Below are 23550 nucleotides of genomic sequence, written 5' to 3'. Positions count from 1 at the left end.
GACAGGGATCAGGGCTCCGAAGAGCGCTGCCCCGGGGGCGAGTGCCCGCCCCCGGACCAGCGTTACGGCGCCCCAGCCGAGCTCGGCAGCGCCGAGCCCGACCAGGGTGATCATGAGGAGCACCGGGGCGCTCGCACCCACGGCGAGGTGGATCGTTCCCGCGCCGATGGCGGCAGAGGAGAGCCAGAGGCGGCTGATCGGGGTCATCGAAGCTCCTGTTCGTGGATGCGTGGTGCGGCGTGCTGCGTGGCGAATGCGGGTGTGGAGCGGCCGGCGGTTCAGGCGACCGCGGAGTGGCGGACGACCTTGTCGGCGGCGAGGCCCGCACCGAGCAGCACGATCGCACTGGCGAGGTGCAGGAAGTGGTCTGGCGTGTTGAGGGCGAGGATGTTGAGCTCCGAGCCAGCGATGAAGAACCCGACGATGCCGAGGAGCAGGTAGACCGCGCCGATCGTGGTGTTGACGGACTTGGCCGCGGTGACGCCCGAGAGGCCGGCGATGAGCAGTGCGGCGCCGATCAGCAGGTGGGCGACGTTGTGCAGCGGGTTGACGGCGAAGAGGCCGAGCAGGAGCCCGCCCTGGGTGGCGATGAAGCTGACCCCACCCGTGACGGCGAAGCCGAGCAGGCCGACGAGCAGGTAGACGGCTCCGAAGACGGTGGCGACGAGGCGGTTCGGTGAAGTGCGCATGAGATTTCCTCCTGGTAGAGACCGCGGGGGTGCGGTTGCCAGTAGTTCGGAATGAACCTCACAGCGGATTGGTAGGCTCGCGGCATGAATATTCCCCCGGACACCAAGGACTGGACCTGGGTGCTCGAGCGCCCCTGCCCCGAGTGCGGTTTCGTCGCCGCGGATGTCGTCTTCGAGGACATCCCACGGTTGATCCGCGAGAACGCCGCGGCCTGGCTGCCCGTGCTCGAGCGAGCGGATGTCGCGGTGCGGCCGAGCGAGCACACCTGGTCCGCCCTGGAGTACGCCGCCCATGTTCGCGATGTGTTCCGTATTTTCACCGTCCGGCTCGCGCTGATGCGCTCGGAGGACGACCCCCTGTTCCCGAACTGGGACCAGGACGCGACGGCCGTGGCGGAACGGTACGGCGAGCAGGCCCCGGAACGGGTCGCCGTCGAACTGGCCGAGGCCGCGGCATCCGCGGCCGTTGCGTTTACCGCGGTCCCCGCCGCCGAACTCGGTCGGGTCGGCAGGCGCAGCGACGGCGCCCGGTTCACTGTGACGACGATGGGACAGTACTTCGTGCATGACCCGGTGCATCACCTGCACGACGTCACCGCGGTGTCAGAGCACCGCTAGAGTCGCGGCTGCCGTTTCTGAGGCGGGCAGCGCAGGTGACGGTGGTGATGCACCGGGCGTGTGCGGCCGCCGCTACGCGGTGTGCCTCCGGTTGACGACGGCGCCATAGATCAGCAGCACGATGATCGACCCTGCAATGGCGAGCAACCAGCTGGACAGCTGGAAGAAATCGCCGATGCCGACGCCGAAGAGGAGGGACCCGAGCCAGCCGCCGAGGATCGCGCCCACCACTCCGAGGAGCAGGGTCACGAACCAGCCGCCGCCCTGGGTGCCGGGCAGGATGGCCTTGGCGATCGCGCCGGCGATCAGGCCGAGAAGTAGAAATCCGATGAAACTCATGTCAAGCGTCCTTTCGCTTACAAGCGTTGTCTCACATGGTGTGTCATCACATGCCTGCCCGCAGACTCTGGCGCGGGTGCAGGCCAGCCTCCATCTCCGTCTTACTCATCGAGTCTGCCACGATCCGGTATCCCGGTCACGGGGTCGCGGCCCGAATGCAACCCGATTCGGGAATATGCCGTGAGTTACGATTGCCCTGCGCGCTGCAACTGATCACCCCCGGTCTCAGCGACTGCAGTGGCACCCCCGTTCTCGCGGCGGACGCCCCGGCGCAGATCGACGGAGGCCCTCTTGTCCGACAGAACACTGCCCGTGGTCATCCAGGGCGGCATGGGCATGGCCGTCTCGTCCTGGCGGCTCGCCAATGCGGTGGCCCGCACCGGCCAGCTCGGCGTCGTCTCCGGCGTCGCCCTCGACTCCGTCCTCACACGCAGGCTTCAGGACGGCGACGCCGGCGGACACATCCGCCGGGCGCTCGCCGCGTTCCCGGTTCCCGCACTGGTCGGGCCCGTTCTCGAGCGCTACTTCCAGGCCGAGGGCCGCGCGGAGGGCGAGCCGTACCTTCCCGTACCCAAACTGTCCCTGAAGCCCACCCGCGAGCAGCAGGAGCTCAGCGTGCTCGGCAACTTCACCGAGGTCTGGCTGGCCAAGGAGGGCCACACCGGGATCGTCGGGATCAACTACATGGAGAAGGTGCAGATGGCGACCCCGCCGGCCGCACTCGGCGCCATGCTCGCCGGGGTCGACTACGTCCTGATGGGCGCCGGCATCCCGCGCCAGATCCCGCACCTCCTCGATGAGCTCGCCGCCGGCCGGGTCGGCACGATCGACATCGACGTGCACGGGGCCGAAGCGGATGCCGTCCACACCGTGAGCGTGGATCCCGTCGACGTCCTCGGGCTGACGCCGGAGACCTTCCCGCCGCTACTCCGCCCGTTCTTCCTCGCCATCGTCTCGGCGCACGTGCTCGCGTTCTACCTCGCGCGCGATGCGGACATCCGCCCGGACGGGTTCATCATCGAGGGCCCGACGGCAGGCGGGCACAACGCGCCCCCGCGCGGCCGGCTCACCCTTGACGACGACGACCAGCCGATTTACGGCCCGCGCGACGACGCGAACATCGTCAAGATCGCCGAACTCGGCCTGCCGTTCTGGCTCGCCGGCGGCTACGGGCAGCCGGAACGCCTCGCCGTCGCGCTCGCCGCGGGAGCACAGGGCGTGCAGGTCGGCACCCTGTTCGCGCTCAGCCAGGAGTCCGGCCTCGCCCCCGAACTGCGCGACCAGGTGCTCGGCCGCCTCGACGCGACGGAGCTCTCGATCCGCACCGACGCCGCCGCCTCGCCGACGGGATTCCCGTTCAAGGTGGCCCAGTTGCCGGGCACGTTGTCCGAACCGGCGGTCTACGCCGACCGGGTGCGTCTCTGCGACCTCAGCTACCTGCGCGAGCCCTATGCGAAGAAGGACGGCACGGTCGGGTTCCGCTGCCCGAGCGAACCCGTGCACATGTACGTGCGCAAGGGAGGCACCGCCGAGGATGCTGCCGGCCGCGCCTGCCTCTGCAACGCGCTCACCGCGACCGTCGGCCTCGGCCAGACCCGCAAGACCGGCTACGTCGAGGCGCCGCTGCTGACGCTCGGCAACGACATCGACGGGGCCGCCGTGCTCCTCGCTGCACATCCGGAAGGGTGGAGCGCCGCGGACGCCATCGGCTGGCTGCTCCGCGACGCCCCGGTCTCCCCGACCGCCTCCTGACCACTACCTTTCCGGTCGAGAGTGCCCGTTACAGCGGTCACTCTCGACCGGAAAGGTGACTCTCAAGCGGCTTCAGTGACGGTGAACTCCGCTGTCATCGTGTGGCTCGTGCCGGGGGCGAGGGTGATCGCGTCTGCGCCCACGTTGCAGGTCTCGACGCAGACCATGCCGGTCCATTCCTGGGAGCCGAAGTCCGCCATTGCCGCGGCCTTGTCGATCCATGGGTTCCAGACGACGGTGCTCTCGGAGCCGGTCTTCGCGACGGCGATGCTGCGCGTCCCGTCCTTGATGACCGTGGTGGCCGTGGTGCCGGGGTAGACCCGGTCGGTCTCCGCCACGAAGCCGACGGGGCCGTCGGCCCCTGGCTCGAGCGTGCCGCCCGCGACCTTGTCGAGGAACGGGGCGCCCTCGAGCCCGGCGACCGTCGTCCGGTGGATGTCCTCGATCGCGAAGTAGCTGTGCAGCGCCTCCTCGACGGTCACGGCCACCGTGTCCCGGTTGGTCACGGTCAGCTCGAGGCGGAGCGTCGCACCGACGGTCACGGTGTAGCGGGCCTCGAACGGATGCGGCCACGCCGACGCGCGCGTCGCGGGCGAGTCCGTCAGGTGGAAGGTCAGCACCACATCGTCAGCGACCTCGGCGGCGCCGGACAGCTGCCACTCGGTCACGCGGGCGAACCCGTGGGCCGGCGCCGTCGTATCCGCTGCGTTCGGACCGAACCAGGGGAAGCAGATCGGGATGCCGCCACGGATGGCGGTGCCCGGGGTGAACCGGCTCGCCGCGCTCATCCAGAGCACGGGGGCTCCGCCGGCCGGAACCCAGGAGGCGACGTGCGCACCGTGCAGGTACACCTCGGCCGACCCGGCGCGGCCGGTGACACGGACGATGGGGAGCCCGCCGACGCCGGGGGCGAGGTGGACGGACGCCGGCAGGACGGGAAGTGCTGTGGGAATGGTTGACATGGGAAACCTCCAGGGTTCACCTGATTTTCCCACAGTGGGACTGTTGATGAGCGGGCGTGACTCTCAGCCGGTGCCTGCCCGGTGTGCGGCAGACATCGGACCATCAGGGTGCGGTTAGGCGACTGCGACCGGTGGCGGGTTCTTCGACTCGACATAGGCCCGCGTGACCGCAATGTCCTGGTCGCCGAAACCGTGTGCGGTGAGATCGGTGAAGGTGTCGAGCAGCAGACGCAGCTGAGCGGCATCGGTGCCGGTTCGATCGGCTTCTTCGAGTGCGTAGCGGAGGTCCTTGATCATGTACCTGGCGACTCCGGACGGGCGATAGTCCGCGTCGACGATACGCCGCTTCCGGCTGTCCAGGACCCGGCTGCCCGCGTACCCGTTTTCGAGAAGGTCGAAGAGGGCGCCGAGGTCGAGGCCGCTCCGTTCCGCCAGGACCGCAGCCTCGCCGAGCGCCAGAATATTCGCCGCCACGATGAGTTGATTGCAGAACTTGGCGATTGCGCCGGCACCGAGCGGACCGAGGTGCGCCGGGGTCCCGATGGCCCGTAACACGGGCAGTGCGAGGTCGACATCGTCAGCGCTGCCGCCGACCATAATCGAGAGTGTCCCCGCGACCGCACCGTCTTCGCCGCCGCTCACAGGGGCATCGACGACGTGGAGGAGACCGTTGGTCTCAGTTGCGAGCCTGCCCGCGAGCTCACGGATGCCGGACGCGGAGGACGTGGAGGAAATCACCAACAAAGTGGGGGTCGTGATACCCGAAACGATACCGTCGGGTCCGTTCAGAACCTGTTCAAGTTGCGGAAGGTCCGGGAGCATGTCGACGATGATGTCGGCCTGTTCAGCGAGCCGCCGCGGGGAATCCGCCCAGGAGGCTCCCGAATCCAAGAGTTCGGAATAGGGTTCGCGTCCTCGGTCGCTGATGACAACGTTCCAGGAGGCTGCAGGGCTGCGCAGGAGGCTTGCAGCCATCGGGCGGCCCATCACTCCCAATCCAATGACTCCGACAGTAAGCGAATTTGCAACAGGAAAACTACGTTGGTTTGACATGCCGTTCACTCTAGCGAACTCCGTTCAGTAGGATGGATGAAGCTTGACATTCAGGAGCGCCGCACACCGACCCCTATTCGGCGCAGAAAAGGGTAAATACAGTGATCGAATCAGATACTCGCCTTCGAGTCGTTGTCGCGGCTCCACTGTCCGAGGAACTATGCCACCGCATCGAAACGGGTGAACCCCGCCTGCAGCTCATCCGCGATCAGGAGCTGTTGCCCCCGCAGCGCCATCCCGGCGATTTCAACGGCGACCCTTCCTTCCACCGCACCGCTGCGCAGCAGGAGCGTTTCACGGCCCTCGTCGATAGCGCGGATGTGCTCTATGGCATCCCGGACGTCGATTCCGCGGCACTGAAGAAGACCGTCGGAGTCAACCCGCGCTTGCGCTGGGTGCAAACCATGGCGGCGGGCGGCGGCGGACAGGTTGCCGCCGCAGACCTCAGCGCGGCGCAGCTGGAACGGGTTGCCTTCACGACTTCCGCCGGCGTGCATGGCGGTCCCCTCGCCGAATTCGCACTCTTCGGGGTGCTCGCCGGCGCCAAGTCATTGCCGCGCCTCCTTGCCCAGCAGCACGACCACACCTGGAGTGGCCGCTGGACCATGGGGCTTGTGAGTGAGCAGACGGTCCTTGTCGCCGGTCTCGGTGGCATCGGTGCCGGAGTCGCTTCCCGTCTTGCCGCACTCGGCGCACGCGTGATCGGCACGACCCGCGGCTCGCAGGACATCCCGGGAGTCTCCCGCTTCATCCAGCCCGAAGAAATCCCCTCCGTGGCGCACGAGCTGGATGCTGTCGTCGCGACCCTGCCCGGGACCGCTGCGACCAACGGACTCTTCGGCAGCGAGTTCTTTTCCCGGATCAAGCCGGGCGCGACCGTCGTGAACGTGGGACGGGGGACCGTCATCGACCAGGACGAACTGTTGCGAGCGCTGCGGAACGGCCGGGTCGGGTTCGCGGCCCTCGACGTGTTCGCCGAAGAACCCCTCGCCACCGACAGCCCATTCTGGGACCTGCCGAACGTCCTGGTCAGCCCGCACACCGCCGCTCTCAACGCTGCAGAGGACCGGCTGATCGCCGAGCTCTTCACCCGCAATGCCACTCGCTTCCTCGACGGACAACCCCTGATAAACCGGGTCGATACCGTCGAGTTCTACTGAAAGACACAGGAGAGAACTGATGAACACGCTATTTGACGTCTCGGGGAAGACGGCACTCGTCACGGGATCGAGCCGAGGAATCGGACTTGCGCTCGCGGGCGGCCTCGCGGACGCGGGAGTGCGGGTTGTCGTCCACGGACGCAACCGCGATCAGGTTGACGCGGCCCGATCCGGGCTGGAGAAATCCGGCCGGGTGGAAACGATCGCATCCACCTTCGACATCACCGACCCGGCCGCCGTCGCCGATGGAATCGCGGCGATCGAGAATGAGTGGGGTGTGCTGGACATCCTGGTCAACAACGCCGGAATTCAGCGCAGGGCCCCGTTCACCGAGTTCACCTTCACTGACTGGAACGACATCGTCGCGACCAACCTCACCGGTGCATTCCTGGTCGGCCAGCAGGCCGCTCGAGGGATGGTGACCCGCGGCAGCGGCAAGATCGTGAATATCGGATCGGTGCAAAGCCAGCTCGGGCGAGCAGGCATTGCGCCATACGCTGCGACCAAGGGCGGAATCTCGATGCTGACGAAGGGCATGTGTGCTGATCTTGCGGTCAGCGGCATCCAAGTGAACGCCCTCGCGCCCGGGTATTTCGCGACCGAGCTCACGAAGGCTCTGGTCGCGGACGAGGCCTTCAGCTCCTGGGTGCGCACGCGAACACCTGCCGGACGCTGGGGCGATGTCGCAGACCTGGTCGGCACCCTGATCTACCTCGTGTCGCCCGCGTCGGACTTCGTCAACGGGCAGACGATCTTCGTCGACGGCGGAATGACCGCCGTGGTGTGACGAGACCCGGTCAGCAACCTGGCCTGCACACAGCGGATTCAGCGAACGGAACCACATTCACAGGACAGAGGAGTCCAACATGTCGAATATTCACACCGGCGTTCTCGGCGTTGTCGCCCACGCCAAGGGAGACCTTCGGGTCGAGGCCATCGGAGAGCCGCGGCCTGAGGCTGATGAGGCGGTCGTTGAGGTCGCCTTCGGTGGCATTTGCGGATCAGACCTGCACTACTGGCTCGATGGGGCGGCCGGAGAATCCATTCTCCGAGAGCCGCTTCTGCTCGGGCATGAAATCGTCGGAACGGTCGTCACGTCGGCCGCAGACGGATCCGGACCCGTTGCCGGGACCCGTGTCGCGGTACACCCCTGACGCCGGGGCCGGGTGATGGCAGTCGCTATCCGATCGAGCGGCCGAATCTTGCACCGGGCGGGACCTATCTCGGCAGTGCTGCCCGGTTCCCGCACCGGTCGGGTGCATTTGCCAGGCGGGTCGCGCTGCCCAGCCGGATGCTGCGGAAACTCCCGAAGGGGCTGTCGCTTCGCGACGCCGCTCTCGTGGAACCGGCCGCCGTTGCGTGGCACGCCGTTGGGCGAGCAGGCGAGGTGCGCGGCAGACGAGCTCTCGTTGTCGGGTGCGGTCCGATCGGGTCGCTCGTGATCGCCGTGCTGCGGCACCATGGCGCAGCGGAGATCATCGCGGTCGACACGGTCGAGCCGCCCCTGTCGAGGGCGCGCCTGCTCGGTGCGACCCAAACGCTCCTCGCCACCGATGCGGACGCGATTGCGCGCGTCGACGCCGATATCGTGATCGAGTCGTCCGGCAACTACCGGGGACTCGAATCGGCGGTGCGCGGTGCCACCCGTGGAGGACGCATCGTGATGGTCGGACTGCTGCCGTCTGGCGAGCAGCCGGCCCTGATCTCGCTGGCGATCGTCCGCGAGCTGGAACTCGTCGGATCGTTCCGGTTCAATGACGAGATCGACGAGGTCGTGGCCGCTCTCGCCGACGGCTCCCTCGACGTCGGCGGAATCGTGACCCAGGTCTTCCCCGTTGGTGAGGCCGCTGCGGCCTTCGAAATCGCCCGCGACCCCGCTGCATCCGGCAAGGTCTTACTCAGCTTCGAAGAACGGGACTAGAACGCCATGATCAACTCCGTCCAACATCCGCTTGTCGTCGTGATGGGAGTGTGCGGTGCGGGCAAGTCGACAGTCGGTGAACAGCTTTCGCGGGCCATCGGCGAGTCGTTCATCGACAGCGACGTGCTCCACCCCGCGGCCAATATCGCCAAAATGGCCGCAGGCCGTCCCCTCGACGACGCGGACCGGATGCCGTGGCTCTCGCTCGTCGGCGGCGCCCTTTCCGCCGCGCGAGCCGATGGCCAGGGGCTCGTCATTGCATGCTCCGCGCTCAAACGGAGCTATCGGGACGCGATTCGTGCCGAGGCGCCTGGAACGTACTTCGTGCACCTTTCTGGTACTCCTGAATTACTGGCGGCGCGCCTCCGCGACCGCGGAGGACATTTCATGCCGCCTGAGCTTTTGGAGTCCCAACTCCGTACTCTTGAGCCGCTCTGCGACACCGAGGAGGGAACCGTCGTCGACATCGCCGCAGGGGTCAGCGAAATTGTTGCCGCTGCGGTCACGTCCCTGCGGGTTCCGGCGGTGTCTCAGTAGCTGCCGAAGCCTCGACCAATGAAATCAAAGACTGCCGACGTATCGGTGGATGACGGCGAGATCCTGGTCTCCGAGGCCCGCTTCGGTCAACCGTAGGAAGGATTCCCGCACGGCGGCCAGGGTCGGGGCCACCGTGCGGGTATCTGCAGCAGCGTCTGCCGCGAAACTCAGGTCCTTGACCATGAATTTGGCCGCCCCTGTTGGCGTGTAGTCGCGCTCGACGAGCCGTCGACCCTTCGTCTCCAGAACGCGGCTGCCCGCATAGCCGCCCTGGAGAAGGTCCAACAGGGCGCCAAGGTCAAGGCCTGAGCGTTCGGCGATCACGCTCGCTTCGGCGATCGCGCTCATTGTCGCAGCGACGATGAGCTGGTTGCAGGCTTTGGCGACGGCGCCGGCTCCAAGTGGCCCCAGTCTCAATGGGGACCCACAGGCGCTGAGGACCGGCAGGACGCGTGCGACGGGTTCGACGTCGCCGCCGACCATGATCGAGAGTGTTCCTGCTTCCGCGCCTTCGGTGCCGCCGCTGACGGGGGCGTCGACAAGAACCATTCGCCCGTGCGTGCCGTGACGGAGTCGAGCGTCGACCGTGCGCAGTCCGGCAGCTGAGACCGTGGCCGAGACGACCACGACAAGCTCCGTGGACGCTTCGGCGACGCCGTCTGGCACGAAAAGAACTTCCTCCACCTGAGGCAAATCGGGAACCATGAGGATGAGGACGTCCGACTGCTCCGCGAGTTCGCGCGGCGTGCCTGCCCATGCCGCTCCGGCTGCCAGTAGCGCCGCAGAACGTTCTCGTGATCGCCCCGTGACCGTGACTTTGCGGATGTGCCTGTCCGGTCCGCTGGCGCGGAGCAGGTTCAGGGCCATGGGCAACCCCATGTTTCCCAGCCCGATCATTCCCACGGATACAGGACCTGATTCGGCGGGGGGCAACGTTGACATTTGAACAGCATACAGAACCGCATTCACCACTGTGGATGGTGGTCGCCCCGTGAAAGTGGGCGACTGGTACCATCGGGGTGTGTTTCGGCTGCCGCCATGCGGCGCAGCGCGGCGCCAAGGAGGAAGCGGAATGAGCGTCATCGAGGTTGAAAAGGGTGCTCAGGCGCCGGCAGTCTTGAAGGCGGTCAGGATCCTCGATCTGCTCGCGCTCTCGCCCGGCCGCGCCCGTTCCTTGAGCGATATCGCGCGAGAGTTGGGTATAGCCAAGTCGTCGACGTCCAATCTGTGTGCGTCGCTCGAAGAGGGCGGGCTCATCCGGCGAAGCGGTGGAGGATATCTACTGGGCAGACGCGCGGTCGAGCTCGGAAGCGCTTACCTCGCGGGGTTCGACCAGATTCGGGAGTTCTACCGGATCTGCGAGGAGTCGGAGGTGCTCACCACACAACTTGTGCAGATTGCAATGTTGGACGGAGCCAGGGTCCTCTATCTGGCGGCGTACGAAGGGAGGGAGCGGTTCCCGTTGTCTGCGGGCGTCGGAGATCGCTACCCGTCGTCAGCGACCGCGGTGGGTACGGTACTCCTCGCGGAACTACCACCGGACGAGGTTGAAGCGCTGTACGCGGACCCCAATCGACTCGTGACTTTCACTGATCGTTCAACGAAGGACCTGGAGACGTTGCAGCGGAAGTTGAAGATGACGCGTGAGCGCGGATATGCCATCGATGAGGGTGAGATCCACTTGAGCGTGGTCGGTTTGGCAGTCCTCGTCCCTTCGACGCGAAGCGGAGAACCATCGTTCGGAATCGGTGCGTCGCTGGTGCACCCGAATGATTCACCGGAGGAGCGGGCGCGCGTCCTGGCGGCTCTTCGGATGGCGGCAGCGGAGCTGACGCGACCGACGATTGTTCCTGTCGAAAAATAATCGTTCAGAATGCCGAACTCTGTTCAGCCGGGTGTAGCATCATTCCTACGGGCACAGACGCCCGCATCGACGCCTCGACTTGGGTGAATTCCGAGTAATTCATTCGACTCAGGGGTCATCCAATGGAGGGTGAGACATCGTGAGCAGTGAGAATCAACCGGGCGGTTCCAGTGGGGCTTCGGATCCGGATTACGCGGCGAATCTTCGTCGGGCCACTTTGGCATCAAGCGTGGGCAGTGCGCTGGAATATTACGACTTCGCCCTGTACGGGCTCGCGTCGGCCCTGATCTTCAGCAAGGTATTCTTCTCCAACCTCACACCTGCCGTTGCCCTGGTCGCGAGCTTCGCCACCTTTGGGGTGGCCTTCGCCGCACGTCCACTCGGGGGCTTTTCTTCGGCACGATCGGCGACAAGCTCGGTCGTAAATGGGTTCTACTCACGACGATCGCCATCATGGGTGGCGCATCCACTCTCGTCGGCGTCTTGCCGACCTATGAGCAGGCCGGCCTGTGGGCCCCGGCTCTCCTGGTTTTGCTCCGGCTCTTGCAAGGCTTCGGTGCTGGCGCCGAACAGGCGGGCGCGACGGTCCTTATGGCCGAATACGCACCCGTTCGCCGACGCGGCTTCTTCGCGGCCCTCCCCTTCATTGGGATTCAGGCAGGAACCTTGCTTGCCGCGGGAGTGTTCGTCTACCTCGGCACCCTCCCCACGGAGGTCCTGCTCGCGGGAGTGTGGCGCATTCCCTTCCTCGCCTCCATCCTGCTCATCGGTGTCGCCGTCTTCATCCGGATGCGCCTGCGGGAAAGCCCGACATTCATCACTCTCGAAAAGCAGGATCAGGTTGCCGAGAGTCCCCTCCGCGAGGTTTTCCGCGGCTCATTCCCCTCGGTTCTGCGTGGAATCGGCCTGCGGATGGCGGAGAACGGGGGCTCCTATATCTTCAGCACTCTCGCCGTGAGTTTCGTGGTCACAACCGTTGGAGTCGGCACGTGGATCGGCCCGCTCGCCGTCGCGGTTGGATCGTTGGTCGGGATGGTGACGGTTCCGTTCGCCGGTCACCTCTCTGATCGCTTCGGACGGGTCCCCGTCTACCGGTTCGGCGCGGCGGTCCTTCTGGTGCTTGCCTTCCCCGGCTGGTGGCTGCTGTCGCTCGGAAACCCTGTAATCGTCATCATCGTGATCTCCGTTGCAATCGGCCTCGGAGTCAACACCATGCTCGGCGCGCAGTGCGCGCTCCTTCCTGAAATGTTCGGCAACCAACACCGGTATCTCGGTGTTGCGACGTCACGGGAATTCAGTGCCATCCTTGCCGGCGGGATCGCGCCGGTCCTCGGTGCTTTCCTCATCGGCGCCAGCGGTGGGGCCTGGTGGCCGCTGGCCATCTATGTCTTCATCCTCGCCGCGATCACGTTCGCAACGACTTTCGTGACACCCGAGACCCGCGGCCGTGACCTGACGCTTCTCAACGACGCACTGTTCGACAGCGCGGTTCAGGTTGAGACACGTCCCGAACACATGGTGTCGCACAAGGAATTCCTCGCACGTGTCGGCAGCTGACGCAGCTTCTCTCCTCATTCGACCAAATCAGAAAGCACAGCATGCGGATAGCACGACTCGAAACTCCAGAAGGGCCCCGCTCTGCGGTGGCCGTGGACGATCGTTGGGACTTCATCATCGATCCTTTCGCCCGGGAAATCATCTTCACCGGGGACTCGACACCCATGGACGGTGCCGTGCTCCTTGCCCCGGTGCAACCCGGCCTCGTCGTCGGAATTGCTCATAACCTCACCAACAACAACCACGTCCTGCCCATTCAGGCCTGGCAGAAATCGGCACACACCGTCGCGGGGCCTGGCGACGAGATCCTGGCTCAGCGTGGCGTGGGAACGGTCAACGTCGAAGGAGAACTTGCCGTCGTCATCGGGCGATCGGCTACCGCGCTCACTGTAGAAAACGCCTTCGACTACGTTCTCGGATTCACGGTCGCGAACGACGTGACGAACGTCGATCAGGTGCCCGTCGACGAAAAGAACTTCCAGAGCAAAAGTGGAGTCAACTACACACCGCTCGGCCCTTGGATCGAGACCGAGGTGGCCGACCCCGAGAACGTGAGCACAGAGGTCGCGATCAACGGTGAGGTGCGCGCCCGGTCCGGGTCGTTCAACCTCCCGTCGAGTGTTGCCGCGACACTCGCATACGTGACGCGCTGGCTCACCCTGGAACCCGGGGATGTGATCATGACCGGTGCTCCGAACACCTTTGTCGCCGTTCATCCCGGTGATCGCGTCGACATCACTCTCGCGGGGATCGGAACGCTCAGCAGCACCGTCGGCTGATCGTCAACCGGGAAGTCCCGGAGCCCGGATGCTCGCCCTGCAGGCTGCAGGGCGAGCACCCGGGCTCCGGCATGTCACGCACCGAGGGCCTTGACCCGCACTGAACAAGTGTTTAGCATGTTGAACATGCGTACAGTTCGTCCCTCTCCACCGGAGGACCTCACGGCGCGCGCCTTGATCCGGGATGCCGCGATCGTTCATTTCGCTCAGGACGGCTTCCGCAAATCGAGCCTGCGGGCGATCGCCGCCACCGCCGGCGTGAGCGCGAGCCTCGTCGTGCATCACTTCGGCAGCAAGGAGCGACTCCGCGGGGAGTGCGATGAATTCGTGATCGGCACCATGCTGGCCGCGGCCCGCGACAAGGCGAGCCCGGCGGGACTCCAGGCCGTGATCCAGGGATACCTCGCGAACCCCGCGGAATACGAGGTCGACGTCGCCTACCTGTCGCGGGCGATCGCGGAGGAGACGACGGCAGGCCGGACCTTCGTGGACACGATCGTCGACGAGACCGAGGCGATCATCCGGGCCGGAATCGCGGACGGAACCATGAACCCCTCCTCCGACCCGCGCGCGGTGGCGGTCCTGATCGCGACGACGAGCCTGGCGATGATGACGATGAGCGCACACCTCGCCCGGTCGCTCGGCTTCGAGGGCCTGGGTCTCGGCCAGGAGACGATGCGGCGGCTCGCGCTGCCGTCGGTCGAGCTGTACACCCACGGGCTCTACACCGACGAGACCGTGCTGAACGTCACCCGGAAGGCGCTCGCGGCAACGCCGGAGCCCGCTGCGGCACCCCCGGCAGAGCCCATGCCGGCCCAGGAATACCCCAGTCGAGAGGACACCCGATGAGTCACGTCGAAACAGCGAGCTGGCCACATCCCGGGGCGTCGTCCCCGCCCTCGGATGCCGCGATCCAGGCCGTCGAGATCACCAAGCGCTTCGGCAGCACCCAGGCCCTCCATGGTGTGACCTTCACGGTTCCCCGCGGCAGCGTCTTCGGCGTGATCGGCCCCAACGGCGCCGGCAAGACCACGACCATGCGCGCCCTGCTCGACATCATCCGGCCGAGCTCCGGGCACGCGACCGTTCTCGGCACAGACTCGCGCAACGCCGGCCCCGAGTTGCGCCGGCGGATCGGCTTCCTGCCCGGAGAACTCATCCTCGAGGGCCGCATCACCGGACGAAAGCTCCTGCAGCACTACGCCGACATCTCCGGTCCCGTCCGCACCGGGCACATCGAAGAACTCGCCGAACGGTTCCATCTCGACCTCGCACAGCCGGTGCGCAAGCTCTCCCGCGGCAACAAGCAGAAGCTCGGCATCGTGCAGGCGTTCATGCACGAGCCGGAACTCCTCGTGCTCGACGAACCGACGAGCGGGCTCGACCCCCTGATGCAGCAGGAGTTCCTGCTGCTCGTCAAGGAGGCCCGCGACGCCGGCCAGACCGTATTCCTGTCCTCGCATGTGATCAGCGAGATCCAGCAGGCCGCCGACGAGGTCGCGATCCTCCGGGACGGGCGCATCATCACCGTCGCGAGTGTCGAGGCACTGCGCCAAACGGCCGTGCGTCACTTGCGGATGACGGCCACCGGCATCCGCCCCGCCGACCTCTCCGAACGGCTGGGCCGGCTCGACGGCATGGCCGGGCTCGTCTGCATGGCCGTCACCAGCCCCGCTGGGGCCGCAGCCACCGAGGCGACCGCAACCCTCGAGGGTGCGATCCAGCCCTTCATCCAGGCCGTCTCCACGCTCGACCTCACGGATCTCGTTCTCGAGGAACCCGACCTCGAGGAATCCGTGCTCGCGCTCTACACCGCGCCGGAGGATTCCGCAGAGTCGCACAGGGCCTCCCGGGCGACCCGAACCGCCCGCGGGTCCCGAGCGGAAAGGAAGGAACCGAAATGACCGCGTCCACGGAGACGGATGTCCGCCGTGCGCCCCTGCCGATCTTCGGCAAGGCGTTCGCAGACGGCCGGCGAGCCCTGCTCGGCTGGGGAATCGGCATCGCGGCGGCGATCTTCCTCTACCTGCCGCTCTACCCGAGCATGATCGGCACGTCCGAGATGCAGAAGCTCATCGACTCGCTGCCGCGGGCCCTGATCCGTACCCTCAATTACGACCAGATCAGCACCGGGGCCGGCTACACCCAGGCGACGGTCTTCGGCCTGATCGGGTTCCTGCTGATGAGCATCGCCTCGATCGGCTGGGGCGCGGCCATGCTCGGCGGCGACGAGGAATCCGGCCAGCTCGAGCTGACCCTCGCCCACGGCGTCACCCGGGTGCAGGTAGTCGTGGAGCGGTTCGCGGCGCTCGTGCTGAAGGTCCTGTTGATCACCGCCCTGATGTTCGTGCTCATCGCGCTCCTCAACGGCCCGAGCCAGCTCGGCATCGACGTCGGGTACCTGGCCCAGACCTGCCTGCTTTTCGCGGGCCTCGTGCTGCTCTGCGGCAGTGTGGCGATGCTCGGCGGCGCGCTCACGGGCCGCAAGGTGTGGGGCATCGGCGCCGGAGCGTTCGTCGCGGTCGTCGGCTACGTCTTCAACGCCCTCGGCAACCAGAGCGCCGACCTCGAGTGGTTGCACGGACTCTCGCCCTATTACTGGGCGTTCGGAAACTACCCGATGACGAACGGGGCCCCGCCGCTTGCGCTCCTCGCGTTCTACGGCGGTTCCCTGCTCGTCGCGGCGGTGACGGCACTCGTGCTGCGCCAGCGCGACATTGGCGTCTGAGCGGAGCCGGCAGGCCCCGGCGCGGTAGCGTGAGGCTTTCACCACGTTCAGCAAGGGAGCGCTCATGAAGGTCGTCGTCACCGGTGCCAACGGAAAAGTCGGTCGGGCCGCCGTCCAGGCGCTGCTCGCAGCCGGCCACGACGTGACGGGGGTCGACCTCGCCCGCCCGGTCTTCGAGCGGGCGGTGGAGGGCGCGGCGCGCTACCAGATGGCCGACCTGACGGATGCCGGTGAGGCCTTCGCCGTGATCCGCGGAGCCGACGCTGTCGTGCACACCGCCGCGATCCCGGACCCGACCGCGAATCCCGCCCACGTCGTGTTCCGCACCAACCTGATGGCGACCTTCAACGTTCTCGAGGCCGCCGTCCGCTTCGGCGTGCCGCGCTTCGTGAACATCTCGAGCGAGACGGTGCCGGGATTCCTGTTCGCCGAGCGCGGCTTCCTGCCTGAGTATGCGCCCGTCGACGAGGACCACCCGGCGCACCCGCAGGACCCGTACGCGCTCACCAAACTCTTCGGGGAGCAGCTGATGGATGCCGCCGTCGCACGTTCGGACATCCGGTGCATCTCCCTGCGGCCGAGCTGGGTGCAGAACGAGGACAACTACGAGCAGAACCTCGGGCCGCTCGTGCGCGACGCCGCGTTGGCCAGCGGCAACCTGTGGAGCTACACCGATGCATACGACCTCGCGGACGCCATCGTGCTCGCCGCCGAATCGGAGCTGCCCGGCCATGAGGTGTTCTACATCGCCGCGCCGGACACTGCAGGCGGGCGCGACTTCGCCGCGATCCTGCACGAGCACTATGGCGACACGATCCCGCTGCGGCCCCTCTCCCGCCCGGATGCCTCGGGCATCTCGAGCGCGAAGGCGCAGCGCCTGCTCGGCTGGGCGCCGAAGCGGTCCTGGCGAGACTACCTCGACGCCGACGGCAGGGCGCTGGCGAGCTCGTGACCCGCGTTCGTAACACGGAAGAGTTAGGCTGACGCCATTCCAGTCTCCGGTACACCCGTCCCCGTCCGTCCCTCCGCCGAGCCGGAAATCGAGCCGACGGGCATCCCCCGTGGCTCCGGTTCCGGCGCCGTCGTGCTCGGCGCGCACTCCTATCCCGCCGCCCTCGTCGCCCGCGTGCGTGAGGCGACGGATGCCGCCGCGGCGGCCTGCCTGCCCTGGCTCGGCCGGGGCGACAAGATCGCCATCGACGACGCCGCCGTCACGGCCATGCGGGACGTGCTCGCCGATGCTCCGTTCGAGGGCACCGTCGTCATCGGCGAGGGCGAAAAGGATGCGGCCCCGATGCTGGCCAACGGCGAGGCGCTCGGCCAGGGCGGCGCCCCGCTCTGCGACGTCGCCGTCGACCCGCTCGACGGCACCCGCCTCGCGGCCTCCGGTCTCCCCGGCTCGATCTGCGTGATCGCGCTCGCCCCCGCGGCACGATGTTCGATCCCGTCGACGTCTTCTACATGGACAAGCTCATCTGCGGCGCGGCCGGCCACGGGGTCGTCGACATCCGCCGCCCGATCGCCGAGAACCTCGCCAGGCTCGCCGCCGTCACCGGGGTCGCCGTGAGCGACCTCGTCGTCGTCGTGCTCGACAAGCCCCGTCACGCGGTGCTCATCGCCGAGATCCTCGCGACCGGCGCCGAGCTCCGGCTCGTCGGAGAGGGCGATATCGTCGCCGCCGTCGCGGCCGCGACCTCAGGGACCGACGTCGACGTCGTCGTCGGCATCGGTGGGACACCCGAGGGCATCATCGCGGCCTGCGCCGTGCGGGCACTCGGCGGATTCATGCAGGGGCGCCTCGCGCCCCAGACGCCCGAGCAGCACGCCGCGGCGCTCGCGGCCGGGCACGACCTCGACCGGGTGCTCGAGCTCGACGACCTCGTCGCGAGCGAGGCTGTGCTGTTCGTCTCGAGCGCCGTCGGCTGAGCCGGCTTAGCGCGTGCGCAGGGGCGCGGGGGCGCGGAAACGTCAGGCGCCGTCCGCGCCGCCGTACCGCTCGGTCCGGATCCGGGCGGGATCCCGGCCAGCCCGCACGAGGGTGTCCGCCACGAACTCGACAAAGGGGGTCGCGCCGCACACGAACGTGAGCGCGCTGGTGCCGAGGGTCTGAACGCTCGCCGCGAGGCCGGTGACGTCAAGGCGGCCGGGTGCGTGGGGCCATCCGCTCGGGGCACGCCGGGTGTACACCCAGTCGAGGTCGAAGCGCGGGGAGACCCGGGCGAGCTCCTCGAGTTCGGCGCGGTAGTACGCCATCTCCGGTGAGCGCACCGAGTAGAGCAGGCGGAACGGAGCCGGGTGCGCGGCCGCCTCATGGGCGCGGATCATGGCCATCAGCGGAACGACGCCGGAGCCGCCGGCGATGAGCTGCACCGGCGCGGGTTCCTCCTCCCGCCAGACGAACCAGCCGCCGATCGGTCCGCGGATCTCGAGCCGGTCGCCGACATCGAGGGCGCGCACGAGATACGGCGATACCTCGCCATCGTCGAGTTCCTCAACGGTGATCTCGAGAACCCCACCCGGTGCGGCCGAGGCGAGCGAGTACGAGCGCACGGCGGTGTAGCCGTCCGGTGCGGTCAGGCGAACGTCGATGTGCTGGCCCGCGACGAGCTCGGGCAGCTGGGGCAGGGCGGCTGAGGCGGGCAGCCGCATCCGGATGGTGCGGGCCGTCGGGGTTTCGGCGTAGGCCTCGACGACCAGGGCGTCGTGCCAGTCCGATGCGTTCCACGTGGAACGGGCGGCGCTCGCCGGGACGTCGCTCACCAGTACCGTTCTTCACGCCAGGGGTCGCCGTGCATGTGGTACCCGTTCTGCTCCCAGAAACCGGGATCGTTGCGGGTCGACAGCTCAATGCTCCGCACCCACTTCGCGCTCTTCCAGAAGTACAGCGCGGGCACGAGCAGCCGGGCAGGGCCGCCGTGCTCCGGAGCCAGCGGGGCGCCGTCGAACTGGTGCGCCACCCAGGCCTTGCCGCCGCGCAGCTCGTCGAGCGGCACATTGGTCGTGTACCCGCCGTAACTGCGGGCCATCGCGAACCCGGCCCCGGTGTCGACGCCCTCGAGCAGCGTGTCGAGGGAGACGCCGCGCCAGCCGGTGCCGAACTTCGACCAGCTCGTCACACAGTGGATGTCGACGGTCACGTCTTCCTGCGGCAGCGCCTGGAATTCGTCCCAGGTCCAGGTGGTCATCAGCCCGGACTCGCTCGTGATGCTGAAGCGCCACTCCTCGGTGGACACCCGCGGGGTGGGTCCGATCGAGAGTACCGGGAAGTCCGTGACGAGGTGCTGTCCCGGCGGCAGCCCGGGGACGGGTTCGCGGCGACGGCCCATGAAACCGGGCGAAAAGAGACCCATGGCGACTCCTCCAGAGATGCGATTGCCGGATTCGCACAGCCTAGCGGCGCGATTGTCAGGACGCACCTGCCGGAATACCCTGAGCACATGTGCGGACGCTTCGCGATGGACAAGGACACCGACGATCTGATCCAGGAGTTCGTCGCGACCGGCGGCGACTTTCGGGACTGGCGGCCGTCGTACAACATCGCGCCGACCGATCGGGTTCCCGTGGTGCGCGAGTGGGAACACGACGGAACGATCACCCGCGAGGTGGACGCGGCGACCTGGGGGCTCACGCCGGCCTGGTCGACCGGCGGGAAACGACCCGCGCCGATCAATGCACGCCTCGAGACCGTTGCCACCAACGGGATGTTCCGCACGGCCTTCGATTCGCGCCGGTGCATCGTCCCGATGACGGGCTACTACGAGTGGGAGGACCTCCCAGACGGCAAGCAGCCGCACTTCATCCACGGCGACGGGCTCCTCGCCGCGGCCGGACTCTACGCGGCGCGCAAGGAGAGTGACGACTCCTGGTCCCACAGTATGACGATCATCACGAGGGAGGCCCGCGACGCTTCGGGCGAGATCCACGACCGGATGCCCGCATTCCTCGAACGGAATGTGTGGGACGAGTGGCTCAGACCGGGGAAGCTCACCGACCCGAATCACCTGCTCGACCTGCTCGACCGAACGTCGATCGCAGTTGCAGCCCACATCGAGAGCTACCCGGTGTCCCGGCGGGTGAACAGCGTACGGGTGCCCGACGCCGAACGGCAGGACCCGGCACTCATCCGGCCGCTGTCCTGAGGCGCACAATGGAAGGGCGGCCGTCGAATCGGGCCGCAGCTGGAGATACTCCGTGCCCGTCCCGTCCGCCCAACCGGCAGCATCCGTTCTGCACACCCCGCTCGCCCCGAGTCGCGCACTGCTCGCGCGGGCGCAGCGGGTCATCGTGATCGCCGGCGCCGGGATGAGCGCCGACATCGGGACGCCCGTCTACTGGACCGGGGACAACGCGGCATACGGTGACACCGTCTCGCACTACGGTCACACCAACCTCGAGCATTCCTGCGCGCCGCTCTGGCTAGAGGAACCCGACCAGCAGGCCGCGTTCTTCCGCGAGACCTGGCGGGAGATGCGCGAATCGGAGAAACCCTCCCGGCCCGCCGACCCGTACTTCGTGCTCCAGGGCTGGCTGGATGCGGCCGCGAAGGACTCCTTCGTGCTCACCTCCAATGTCGACACCGCCTTCACCGACCACGGCTTCCCTGCCGAGAAGCTCCTCGAGATCCACGGCGCATACGATCGCTCCCAGTGCCTGGCCGAACCGGAGGCGCATGGCGTCTTCCGGACCGTCGACCCGACGCTTGCCACCACCTTCTGTCCCACCTGCGGGAGCCTCGCCCGGCCGAACGTGCTCTTCTTCGACGACTACTGGTTCAACAACGCCGCGAACGAACTCCAGGAGGACGACTTCCTCGACTACCAGCGCCCCCTCGCAGCGGAGGATCCCGGCAGCACGGTCATCCTCGAAATCGGGGTCGGCCTCACCGTGATGAACCTGCGCAATCTGACCTGGGACCTGCACTCGCGGTACGACATCCCGATCGTGCGCATCAACCCGTTCCACGTCGGCCGCGGCGATGACGTGTCCGCGGGGAGCGCGCCGATCTATGAGCACCAGCTCACCGCGCTCGTCGGGCTCCGCGCCCTGCTCGGCTAGCAGGCGGGCACGCTACGGCCTGTCGGGCCTGTCGGGCCTGTCGGGCCGGTCCGCCGAACGAGAGACGAGCCTCAGGGGGCCTGTCGCAGGTCGGGCTTGTCCGGTGAGCCGGGCGGCGGAGTCAGCACTTCCACATTGCTCTTCCGGAAGGCCTTGGCCAGGTCGGGCGGCGGGGCCTGGTCGGTGATGAAGTAGTCAGCCCGGCCCAGCTCGGCGACCTGGGCGAAAAGCTGACGCCCGAATTTCGTTGAGTCCGCGAGGATCGCGACGCGCGAAGCCCGGGCGACCATCTCGCTCATCATGACCGCCTCGGCGAGGTTGCTCGTCGAGTATCCGCCATCGGCGGAGACGGCCCCCACTGAAATCAGGGCCAGGTCGCAGCGCACATCGAGGTCATTCCCGCTACCCGCGAACTGAAACCCGACGGGTCCGATGGTCGACTGGCCGCTGAGGCGCACGGCGCCGCCGAAGACATAGAGGTCACGACAGACATCCGGTGGCATCTCGATCGGAATACGGAGGTTGTTGGTGGCCACCGTCAGGTTGCGGTGCTTGTCCAGGTGGCGCACCGCTGCCAGCGTCGTCGTGCCGGCGTTGATCATGATGACGGAGCCGTCCTGCACGAGTCCGGCCGCTAGGGCGCCGATCTTGTCCTTCGCGGATGTCTGCAACCGCAACCGGAGGTCAAGTTTCTTCTCCGTCGTTTCCATGACCGATTGGCTGACCGCTCCGCCGTGGGTCCTGACCAGTACCCCGTCGGCATCGAGCTGGTCGAGGTCCCTTCGGATGGTGTCGGCCGAGACTCCGAAGTGCTCCGCGAGAGCCCCGACCGTGACCTGACCTGCTTCTGACACGTACAGGGCGAGATCGGCCTTGCGTCCCGCGGGCAGGCGGGCGGCCTGATCGGGCCGGTTCGAACGCGGGGCCGGGGAAGGGGACATGCCTGATATTAGCATTTTCTTGCATTTTCGTTCCGTGCTTTGTTGATTTCATCGGGCCAATTCCGGAGTTTCACGCATGACCCTGCATGCATGAGTGACTCCGACTTGGTCGGCTCGACCGGTGAATCCGGCGAAATCAGGGTGTTGGCGCGTACAAATTGGTGCTTTTGTATGCTTGACGATCGGCAATTCACTCCGCTACTATCATGCAACAAGGCGCAGAAAAGCGCATACAACAGCAGAACACAGCAAAACTTGGAATGGAGAACCATGAATAGCAAAGGCGCTATGGTCCGGAGGGCTGTCGTCCCTCTTGTCGTCGCAGGAATGGCCGTCACCCTCATCACCGGGTGCAGCACCAGTAGTTCGGTCACCGCGACTGCGGATCCGAACGAGAAGGTCACGCTGGAGTTTTCCCAGTGGTGGGAGCCGGAACTGCCCGCTGGTGCACTGCGCACCCTGATGGACGAATTTCAGACGGAGAACCCGAACATTACGGTCAAGCTGCTCAGCGCGCCGTACGCGGCAACCAAGGACCAGACGGTTGCCGGCGCGGCCTCGGGAGTCATGTCCGACGTTGTGGGACTTGACGGGGCCTGGGTGAGCGACTTCGCCAAGCAGGGCGCGCTCGCCGACCTCTCCCAGCTGATGAAGGACGCCGGGTACGACGAGAGCCAGCTGGCCAGCCAGGTCAAGATCAAGGACTCGACCTTCATGATCCCGGTGCTCAACTTCGTCTATCCCATGTTCACCAACGACGATCTGTTGGCCAAGGCCGGCGTCACGGCACCGCCCACCAACCGCACCGAGTTCACCGCGGCGGCCGAAGCTGTCACCAAGACCGGGGACGCCAAGGGTTGGGTCCTCCCGCTTTCCCTCCAGGCGCCGAACGGAATCCAGAATGACGTCATGTCCTGGGCGTGGGCATCCGGTGGCAGCATGCTCAAGAACGGAGCCCCGGACCTCACGAACGCCGCGGTGAAGAGCGCGACCAATTACGTGAAGGACCTCTGGGACAAGGGCGTCATCGCCCCCGGTTCCCTCACCATGACGGAACAGGACAAGGTGGAGGAATTCACCAACGGCCGGGTCGGCATGATGATCGACTCCCTGTCGCACGTCACGAGCATCCGGGAGAAGAACCCGAACCTCAAGTTCAGCATTTCCGCCATTCCCGCGGCGGACGGTTTCACCGGCAAGCGCGGCATCCCATACGCGTCGTGGGGCATCGGTGTCTCCGACACCGGAAAGCACAAGGCGGAGGCCTGGAAGCTCGTGCAGTTCCTGATGAGTGAGAAGACCAACTCCACCCTGTCCACTCTCGCCCACGCCTTCCCCGGGAACACCAGCTCCACTCCGGACTTCACCGGAACCGACCCGCTCTTCAAGACGGCATTCGACATCTACAAGAGCGGCACACCCGTCAACGAGTTCGTCGGCCTCCCGGTCGCGGAACAGCTGATGCGTGACTTTGACGAGCAGTTCCAGGGCGCGCTGACCGGAACCCAGTCTGTCGACGACATGCTGACCAAAGCCCAGGGGGCCTGGACCGCGAAGTTCTAGCCAGTCGGAGACAACTCAGCCTCGCGTGGCCG

The 23550-nt window shown here is 66.8% G+C and carries 23 protein-coding genes and 2 pseudogenes; 17 read left to right on the top strand and 8 right to left on the bottom strand.

The window, feature by feature from the left end; all coding sequences use genetic code 11:
• Nucleotides 1-278: 278 nt before the first annotated feature.
• Nucleotides 279-689: a DUF4383 domain-containing protein gene (locus RGU41_RS16215; protein ID WP_134448480.1), complete on the bottom strand. Its 411-nt coding sequence runs from the start codon at nt 687-689 to the stop codon at nt 279-281.
• Nucleotides 690-773: 84 nt separating this feature from the next.
• Between RGU41_RS16215 and RGU41_RS16210 the strand changes: the two genes are divergently transcribed.
• On the top strand, nt 774-1307 hold the full coding sequence (locus tag RGU41_RS16210; protein ID WP_134558137.1) for a DinB family protein: 534 nt from the start codon (nt 774-776) through the stop codon (nt 1305-1307).
• 72 nt (nt 1308-1379) lie between these two features.
• On the opposite strand, the gene RGU41_RS16205 is transcribed toward RGU41_RS16210, so the two are convergent.
• Nucleotides 1380-1646, bottom strand: a complete 267-nt coding sequence (locus RGU41_RS16205) for a GlsB/YeaQ/YmgE family stress response membrane protein (RefSeq protein WP_134448476.1) — start codon at nt 1644-1646, stop codon at nt 1380-1382.
• Nucleotides 1647-1937: 291 nt separating this feature from the next.
• Between RGU41_RS16205 and RGU41_RS16200 the strand changes: the two genes are divergently transcribed.
• Entirely contained in the window at nt 1938-3398 is a 1461-nt protein-coding gene (locus RGU41_RS16200) for a nitronate monooxygenase (RefSeq protein WP_322136854.1), read from the top strand.
• 62 nt (nt 3399-3460) lie between these two features.
• Here the strand turns inward: RGU41_RS16200 and RGU41_RS16195 are convergent, their stop codons facing one another.
• Nucleotides 3461-4360: a D-hexose-6-phosphate mutarotase gene (locus RGU41_RS16195; RefSeq protein WP_322136853.1), complete on the bottom strand. Its 900-nt coding sequence runs from the start codon at nt 4358-4360 to the stop codon at nt 3461-3463.
• A 114-nt stretch (nt 4361-4474) separates the two neighbouring features.
• Nucleotides 4475-5413, bottom strand: a complete 939-nt coding sequence (locus RGU41_RS16190) for an NAD(P)-dependent oxidoreductase (RefSeq protein WP_322136852.1) — start codon at nt 5411-5413, stop codon at nt 4475-4477.
• Between the two features lie 101 nt (nt 5414-5514).
• On the opposite strand from RGU41_RS16190, the gene RGU41_RS16185 reads away from it, so the two are divergent.
• The 4 genes and pseudogenes from RGU41_RS16185 to RGU41_RS16170 all read left to right on the top strand — a co-directional run bounded on the left by RGU41_RS16185 (nt 5515) and on the right by RGU41_RS16170 (nt 9031).
• On the top strand, nt 5515-6573 hold the full coding sequence (locus RGU41_RS16185; RefSeq protein ID WP_322136851.1) for a D-2-hydroxyacid dehydrogenase: 1059 nt from the start codon (nt 5515-5517) through the stop codon (nt 6571-6573).
• Nucleotides 6574-6592: 19 nt separating this feature from the next.
• Nucleotides 6593-7360, top strand: coding sequence for an SDR family NAD(P)-dependent oxidoreductase (locus tag RGU41_RS16180; protein ID WP_134448468.1), 768 nt, complete (start codon nt 6593-6595; stop codon nt 7358-7360).
• A gap of 79 nt (nt 7361-7439) precedes the next feature.
• Nucleotides 7440-8494: pseudogene (locus tag RGU41_RS16175) on the top strand (L-idonate 5-dehydrogenase).
• A 6-nt stretch (nt 8495-8500) separates the two neighbouring features.
• Complete coding sequence (locus RGU41_RS16170) at nt 8501-9031, top strand: gluconokinase (RefSeq protein ID WP_134448464.1); 531 nt, start codon at nt 8501-8503, stop codon at nt 9029-9031.
• A gap of 24 nt (nt 9032-9055) precedes the next feature.
• Here RGU41_RS16170 and RGU41_RS16165 read toward each other — a convergent pair whose 3' ends face one another.
• On the bottom strand, nt 9056-9928 hold the full coding sequence (locus tag RGU41_RS16165; RefSeq protein WP_322136850.1) for an NAD(P)-dependent oxidoreductase: 873 nt from the start codon (nt 9926-9928) through the stop codon (nt 9056-9058).
• A gap of 175 nt (nt 9929-10103) precedes the next feature.
• Between RGU41_RS16165 and RGU41_RS16160 the strand changes: the two genes are divergently transcribed.
• From RGU41_RS16160 to RGU41_RS21050, 8 genes and pseudogenes are all read left to right on the top strand, one after another.
• On the top strand, nt 10104-10895 hold the full coding sequence (locus RGU41_RS16160; RefSeq protein WP_134448460.1) for an IclR family transcriptional regulator: 792 nt from the start codon (nt 10104-10106) through the stop codon (nt 10893-10895).
• 222 nt (nt 10896-11117) lie between these two features.
• The gene (locus tag RGU41_RS16155; protein ID WP_322137379.1) at nt 11118-12452 is read left to right on the top strand and encodes an MFS transporter; all 1335 of its coding nucleotides are present in this window, start codon (nt 11118-11120) and stop codon (nt 12450-12452) included.
• A gap of 41 nt (nt 12453-12493) precedes the next feature.
• Nucleotides 12494-13231, top strand: coding sequence for a fumarylacetoacetate hydrolase family protein (locus RGU41_RS16150; RefSeq protein ID WP_322136849.1), 738 nt, complete (start codon nt 12494-12496; stop codon nt 13229-13231).
• Between the two features lie 126 nt (nt 13232-13357).
• Nucleotides 13358-14080 carry a TetR family transcriptional regulator gene (locus RGU41_RS16145; RefSeq protein WP_322136848.1) on the top strand — a complete coding sequence of 241 codons (723 nt, stop codon included), beginning with the start codon at nt 13358-13360 and terminating at the stop codon, nt 14078-14080.
• The gene (locus RGU41_RS16140) at nt 14077-15135 is read left to right on the top strand and encodes an ABC transporter ATP-binding protein (protein ID WP_322136847.1); all 1059 of its coding nucleotides are present in this window, start codon (nt 14077-14079) and stop codon (nt 15133-15135) included. Before RGU41_RS16145 ends, RGU41_RS16140 begins: the two co-directional genes overlap by 4 nt.
• Nucleotides 15132-15959, top strand: a complete 828-nt coding sequence (locus tag RGU41_RS16135) for an ABC transporter permease subunit (RefSeq protein ID WP_134448450.1) — start codon at nt 15132-15134, stop codon at nt 15957-15959. The genes RGU41_RS16140 and RGU41_RS16135 overlap by 4 nt, the downstream gene beginning before the upstream one ends.
• 64 nt (nt 15960-16023) lie before the next feature.
• Nucleotides 16024-16911 (top strand): NAD-dependent epimerase/dehydratase family protein, encoded by an 888-nt coding sequence (locus RGU41_RS16130; protein ID WP_134448448.1) that lies wholly within the window; start codon nt 16024-16026, stop codon nt 16909-16911.
• A 132-nt stretch (nt 16912-17043) separates the two neighbouring features.
• Nucleotides 17044-17885: pseudogene (locus tag RGU41_RS21050) on the top strand (fructose-bisphosphatase class II family protein).
• Between the two features lie 42 nt (nt 17886-17927).
• Here the strand turns inward: RGU41_RS21050 and RGU41_RS16115 are convergent.
• Together RGU41_RS16115 and RGU41_RS16110 are read right to left on the bottom strand one after the other, a co-directional pair.
• Nucleotides 17928-18719 carry a ferredoxin reductase gene (locus RGU41_RS16115; protein ID WP_322136845.1) on the bottom strand — a complete coding sequence of 264 codons (792 nt, stop codon included), beginning with the start codon at nt 18717-18719 and terminating at the stop codon, nt 17928-17930.
• Nucleotides 18716-19309, bottom strand: a complete 594-nt coding sequence (locus RGU41_RS16110; protein WP_134558146.1) for a sulfite oxidase-like oxidoreductase — start codon at nt 19307-19309, stop codon at nt 18716-18718. Before RGU41_RS16110 ends, RGU41_RS16115 begins: the two co-directional genes overlap by 4 nt.
• Nucleotides 19310-19396: 87 nt before the next feature.
• Here RGU41_RS16110 and RGU41_RS16105 point away from each other — a divergent pair, with 87 nt between their 5' ends.
• Both RGU41_RS16105 and RGU41_RS16100 read left to right on the top strand, forming a co-directional pair.
• Nucleotides 19397-20098 (top strand): SOS response-associated peptidase, encoded by a 702-nt coding sequence (locus tag RGU41_RS16105; RefSeq protein WP_322136844.1) that lies wholly within the window; start codon nt 19397-19399, stop codon nt 20096-20098.
• Nucleotides 20099-20150: 52 nt separating this feature from the next.
• Nucleotides 20151-21014, top strand: coding sequence for a Sir2 family NAD-dependent protein deacetylase (locus tag RGU41_RS16100; RefSeq protein ID WP_322136843.1), 864 nt, complete (start codon nt 20151-20153; stop codon nt 21012-21014).
• Between the two features lie 71 nt (nt 21015-21085).
• Here RGU41_RS16100 and RGU41_RS16095 read toward each other — a convergent pair whose 3' ends face one another.
• A complete protein-coding gene (locus RGU41_RS16095) occupies nt 21086-21955 on the bottom strand; it encodes a DeoR/GlpR family DNA-binding transcription regulator (RefSeq protein ID WP_134558149.1) in 870 nt (289 codons plus the stop codon).
• Nucleotides 21956-22225: 270 nt separating this feature from the next.
• Between RGU41_RS16095 and RGU41_RS16090 the strand changes: the two genes are divergently transcribed.
• On the top strand, nt 22226-23518 hold the full coding sequence (locus RGU41_RS16090; RefSeq protein ID WP_198413433.1) for an ABC transporter substrate-binding protein: 1293 nt from the start codon (nt 22226-22228) through the stop codon (nt 23516-23518).
• Nucleotides 23519-23550: the final 32 nt, after the last annotated feature.

It is taken from the genome of Cryobacterium sp. 10C3 (assembly GCF_034314285.1).
Classification (GTDB): domain Bacteria; phylum Actinomycetota; class Actinomycetes; order Actinomycetales; family Microbacteriaceae; genus Cryobacterium; species Cryobacterium glucosi.
The sequence above is the reverse complement of the archived record's forward strand: the minus strand, read 5'-3'. Positions and strand labels throughout refer to the sequence as shown.

Excerpts from the sequence above, each read along its gene's own strand:
- RGU41_RS16190 (WP_322136852.1), bottom strand. The coding sequence starts at position 5,413 with ATGTCAAACCAACGTAGTTTTCCTGTTGCAAATTCGCTTACTGTCGGA.
- RGU41_RS16130 (WP_134448448.1), top strand. The coding sequence starts at position 16,024 with ATGAAGGTCGTCGTCACCGGTGCCAACGGAAAAGTCGGTCGGGCCGCC.
- RGU41_RS16140 (WP_322136847.1), top strand. The coding sequence starts at position 14,077 with ATGAGTCACGTCGAAACAGCGAGCTGGCCACATCCCGGGGCGTCGTCC.
- RGU41_RS16150 (WP_322136849.1), top strand. The coding sequence starts at position 12,494 with ATGCGGATAGCACGACTCGAAACTCCAGAAGGGCCCCGCTCTGCGGTG.
- RGU41_RS16210 (WP_134558137.1), top strand. The coding sequence starts at position 774 with ATGAATATTCCCCCGGACACCAAGGACTGGACCTGGGTGCTCGAGCGC.
- RGU41_RS16165 (WP_322136850.1), bottom strand. The coding sequence starts at position 9,928 with ATGATCGGGCTGGGAAACATGGGGTTGCCCATGGCCCTGAACCTGCTC.
- RGU41_RS16135 (WP_134448450.1), top strand. The coding sequence starts at position 15,132 with ATGACCGCGTCCACGGAGACGGATGTCCGCCGTGCGCCCCTGCCGATC.
- RGU41_RS16160 (WP_134448460.1), top strand. The coding sequence starts at position 10,104 with ATGAGCGTCATCGAGGTTGAAAAGGGTGCTCAGGCGCCGGCAGTCTTG.
- RGU41_RS16205 (WP_134448476.1), bottom strand. The coding sequence starts at position 1,646 with ATGAGTTTCATCGGATTTCTACTTCTCGGCCTGATCGCCGGCGCGATC.
- RGU41_RS16215 (WP_134448480.1), bottom strand. The coding sequence starts at position 689 with ATGCGCACTTCACCGAACCGCCTCGTCGCCACCGTCTTCGGAGCCGTC.
- RGU41_RS16170 (WP_134448464.1), top strand. The coding sequence starts at position 8,501 with ATGATCAACTCCGTCCAACATCCGCTTGTCGTCGTGATGGGAGTGTGC.
- RGU41_RS16090 (WP_198413433.1), top strand. The coding sequence starts at position 22,226 with ATGAATAGCAAAGGCGCTATGGTCCGGAGGGCTGTCGTCCCTCTTGTC.
- RGU41_RS16145 (WP_322136848.1), top strand. The coding sequence starts at position 13,358 with ATGCGTACAGTTCGTCCCTCTCCACCGGAGGACCTCACGGCGCGCGCC.
- RGU41_RS16105 (WP_322136844.1), top strand. The coding sequence starts at position 19,397 with ATGTGCGGACGCTTCGCGATGGACAAGGACACCGACGATCTGATCCAG.
- RGU41_RS16095 (WP_134558149.1), bottom strand. The coding sequence starts at position 21,955 with ATGTCCCCTTCCCCGGCCCCGCGTTCGAACCGGCCCGATCAGGCCGCC.
- RGU41_RS16110 (WP_134558146.1), bottom strand. The coding sequence starts at position 19,309 with ATGGGTCTCTTTTCGCCCGGTTTCATGGGCCGTCGCCGCGAACCCGTC.
- RGU41_RS16195 (WP_322136853.1), bottom strand. The coding sequence starts at position 4,360 with ATGTCAACCATTCCCACAGCACTTCCCGTCCTGCCGGCGTCCGTCCAC.
- RGU41_RS16180 (WP_134448468.1), top strand. The coding sequence starts at position 6,593 with ATGAACACGCTATTTGACGTCTCGGGGAAGACGGCACTCGTCACGGGA.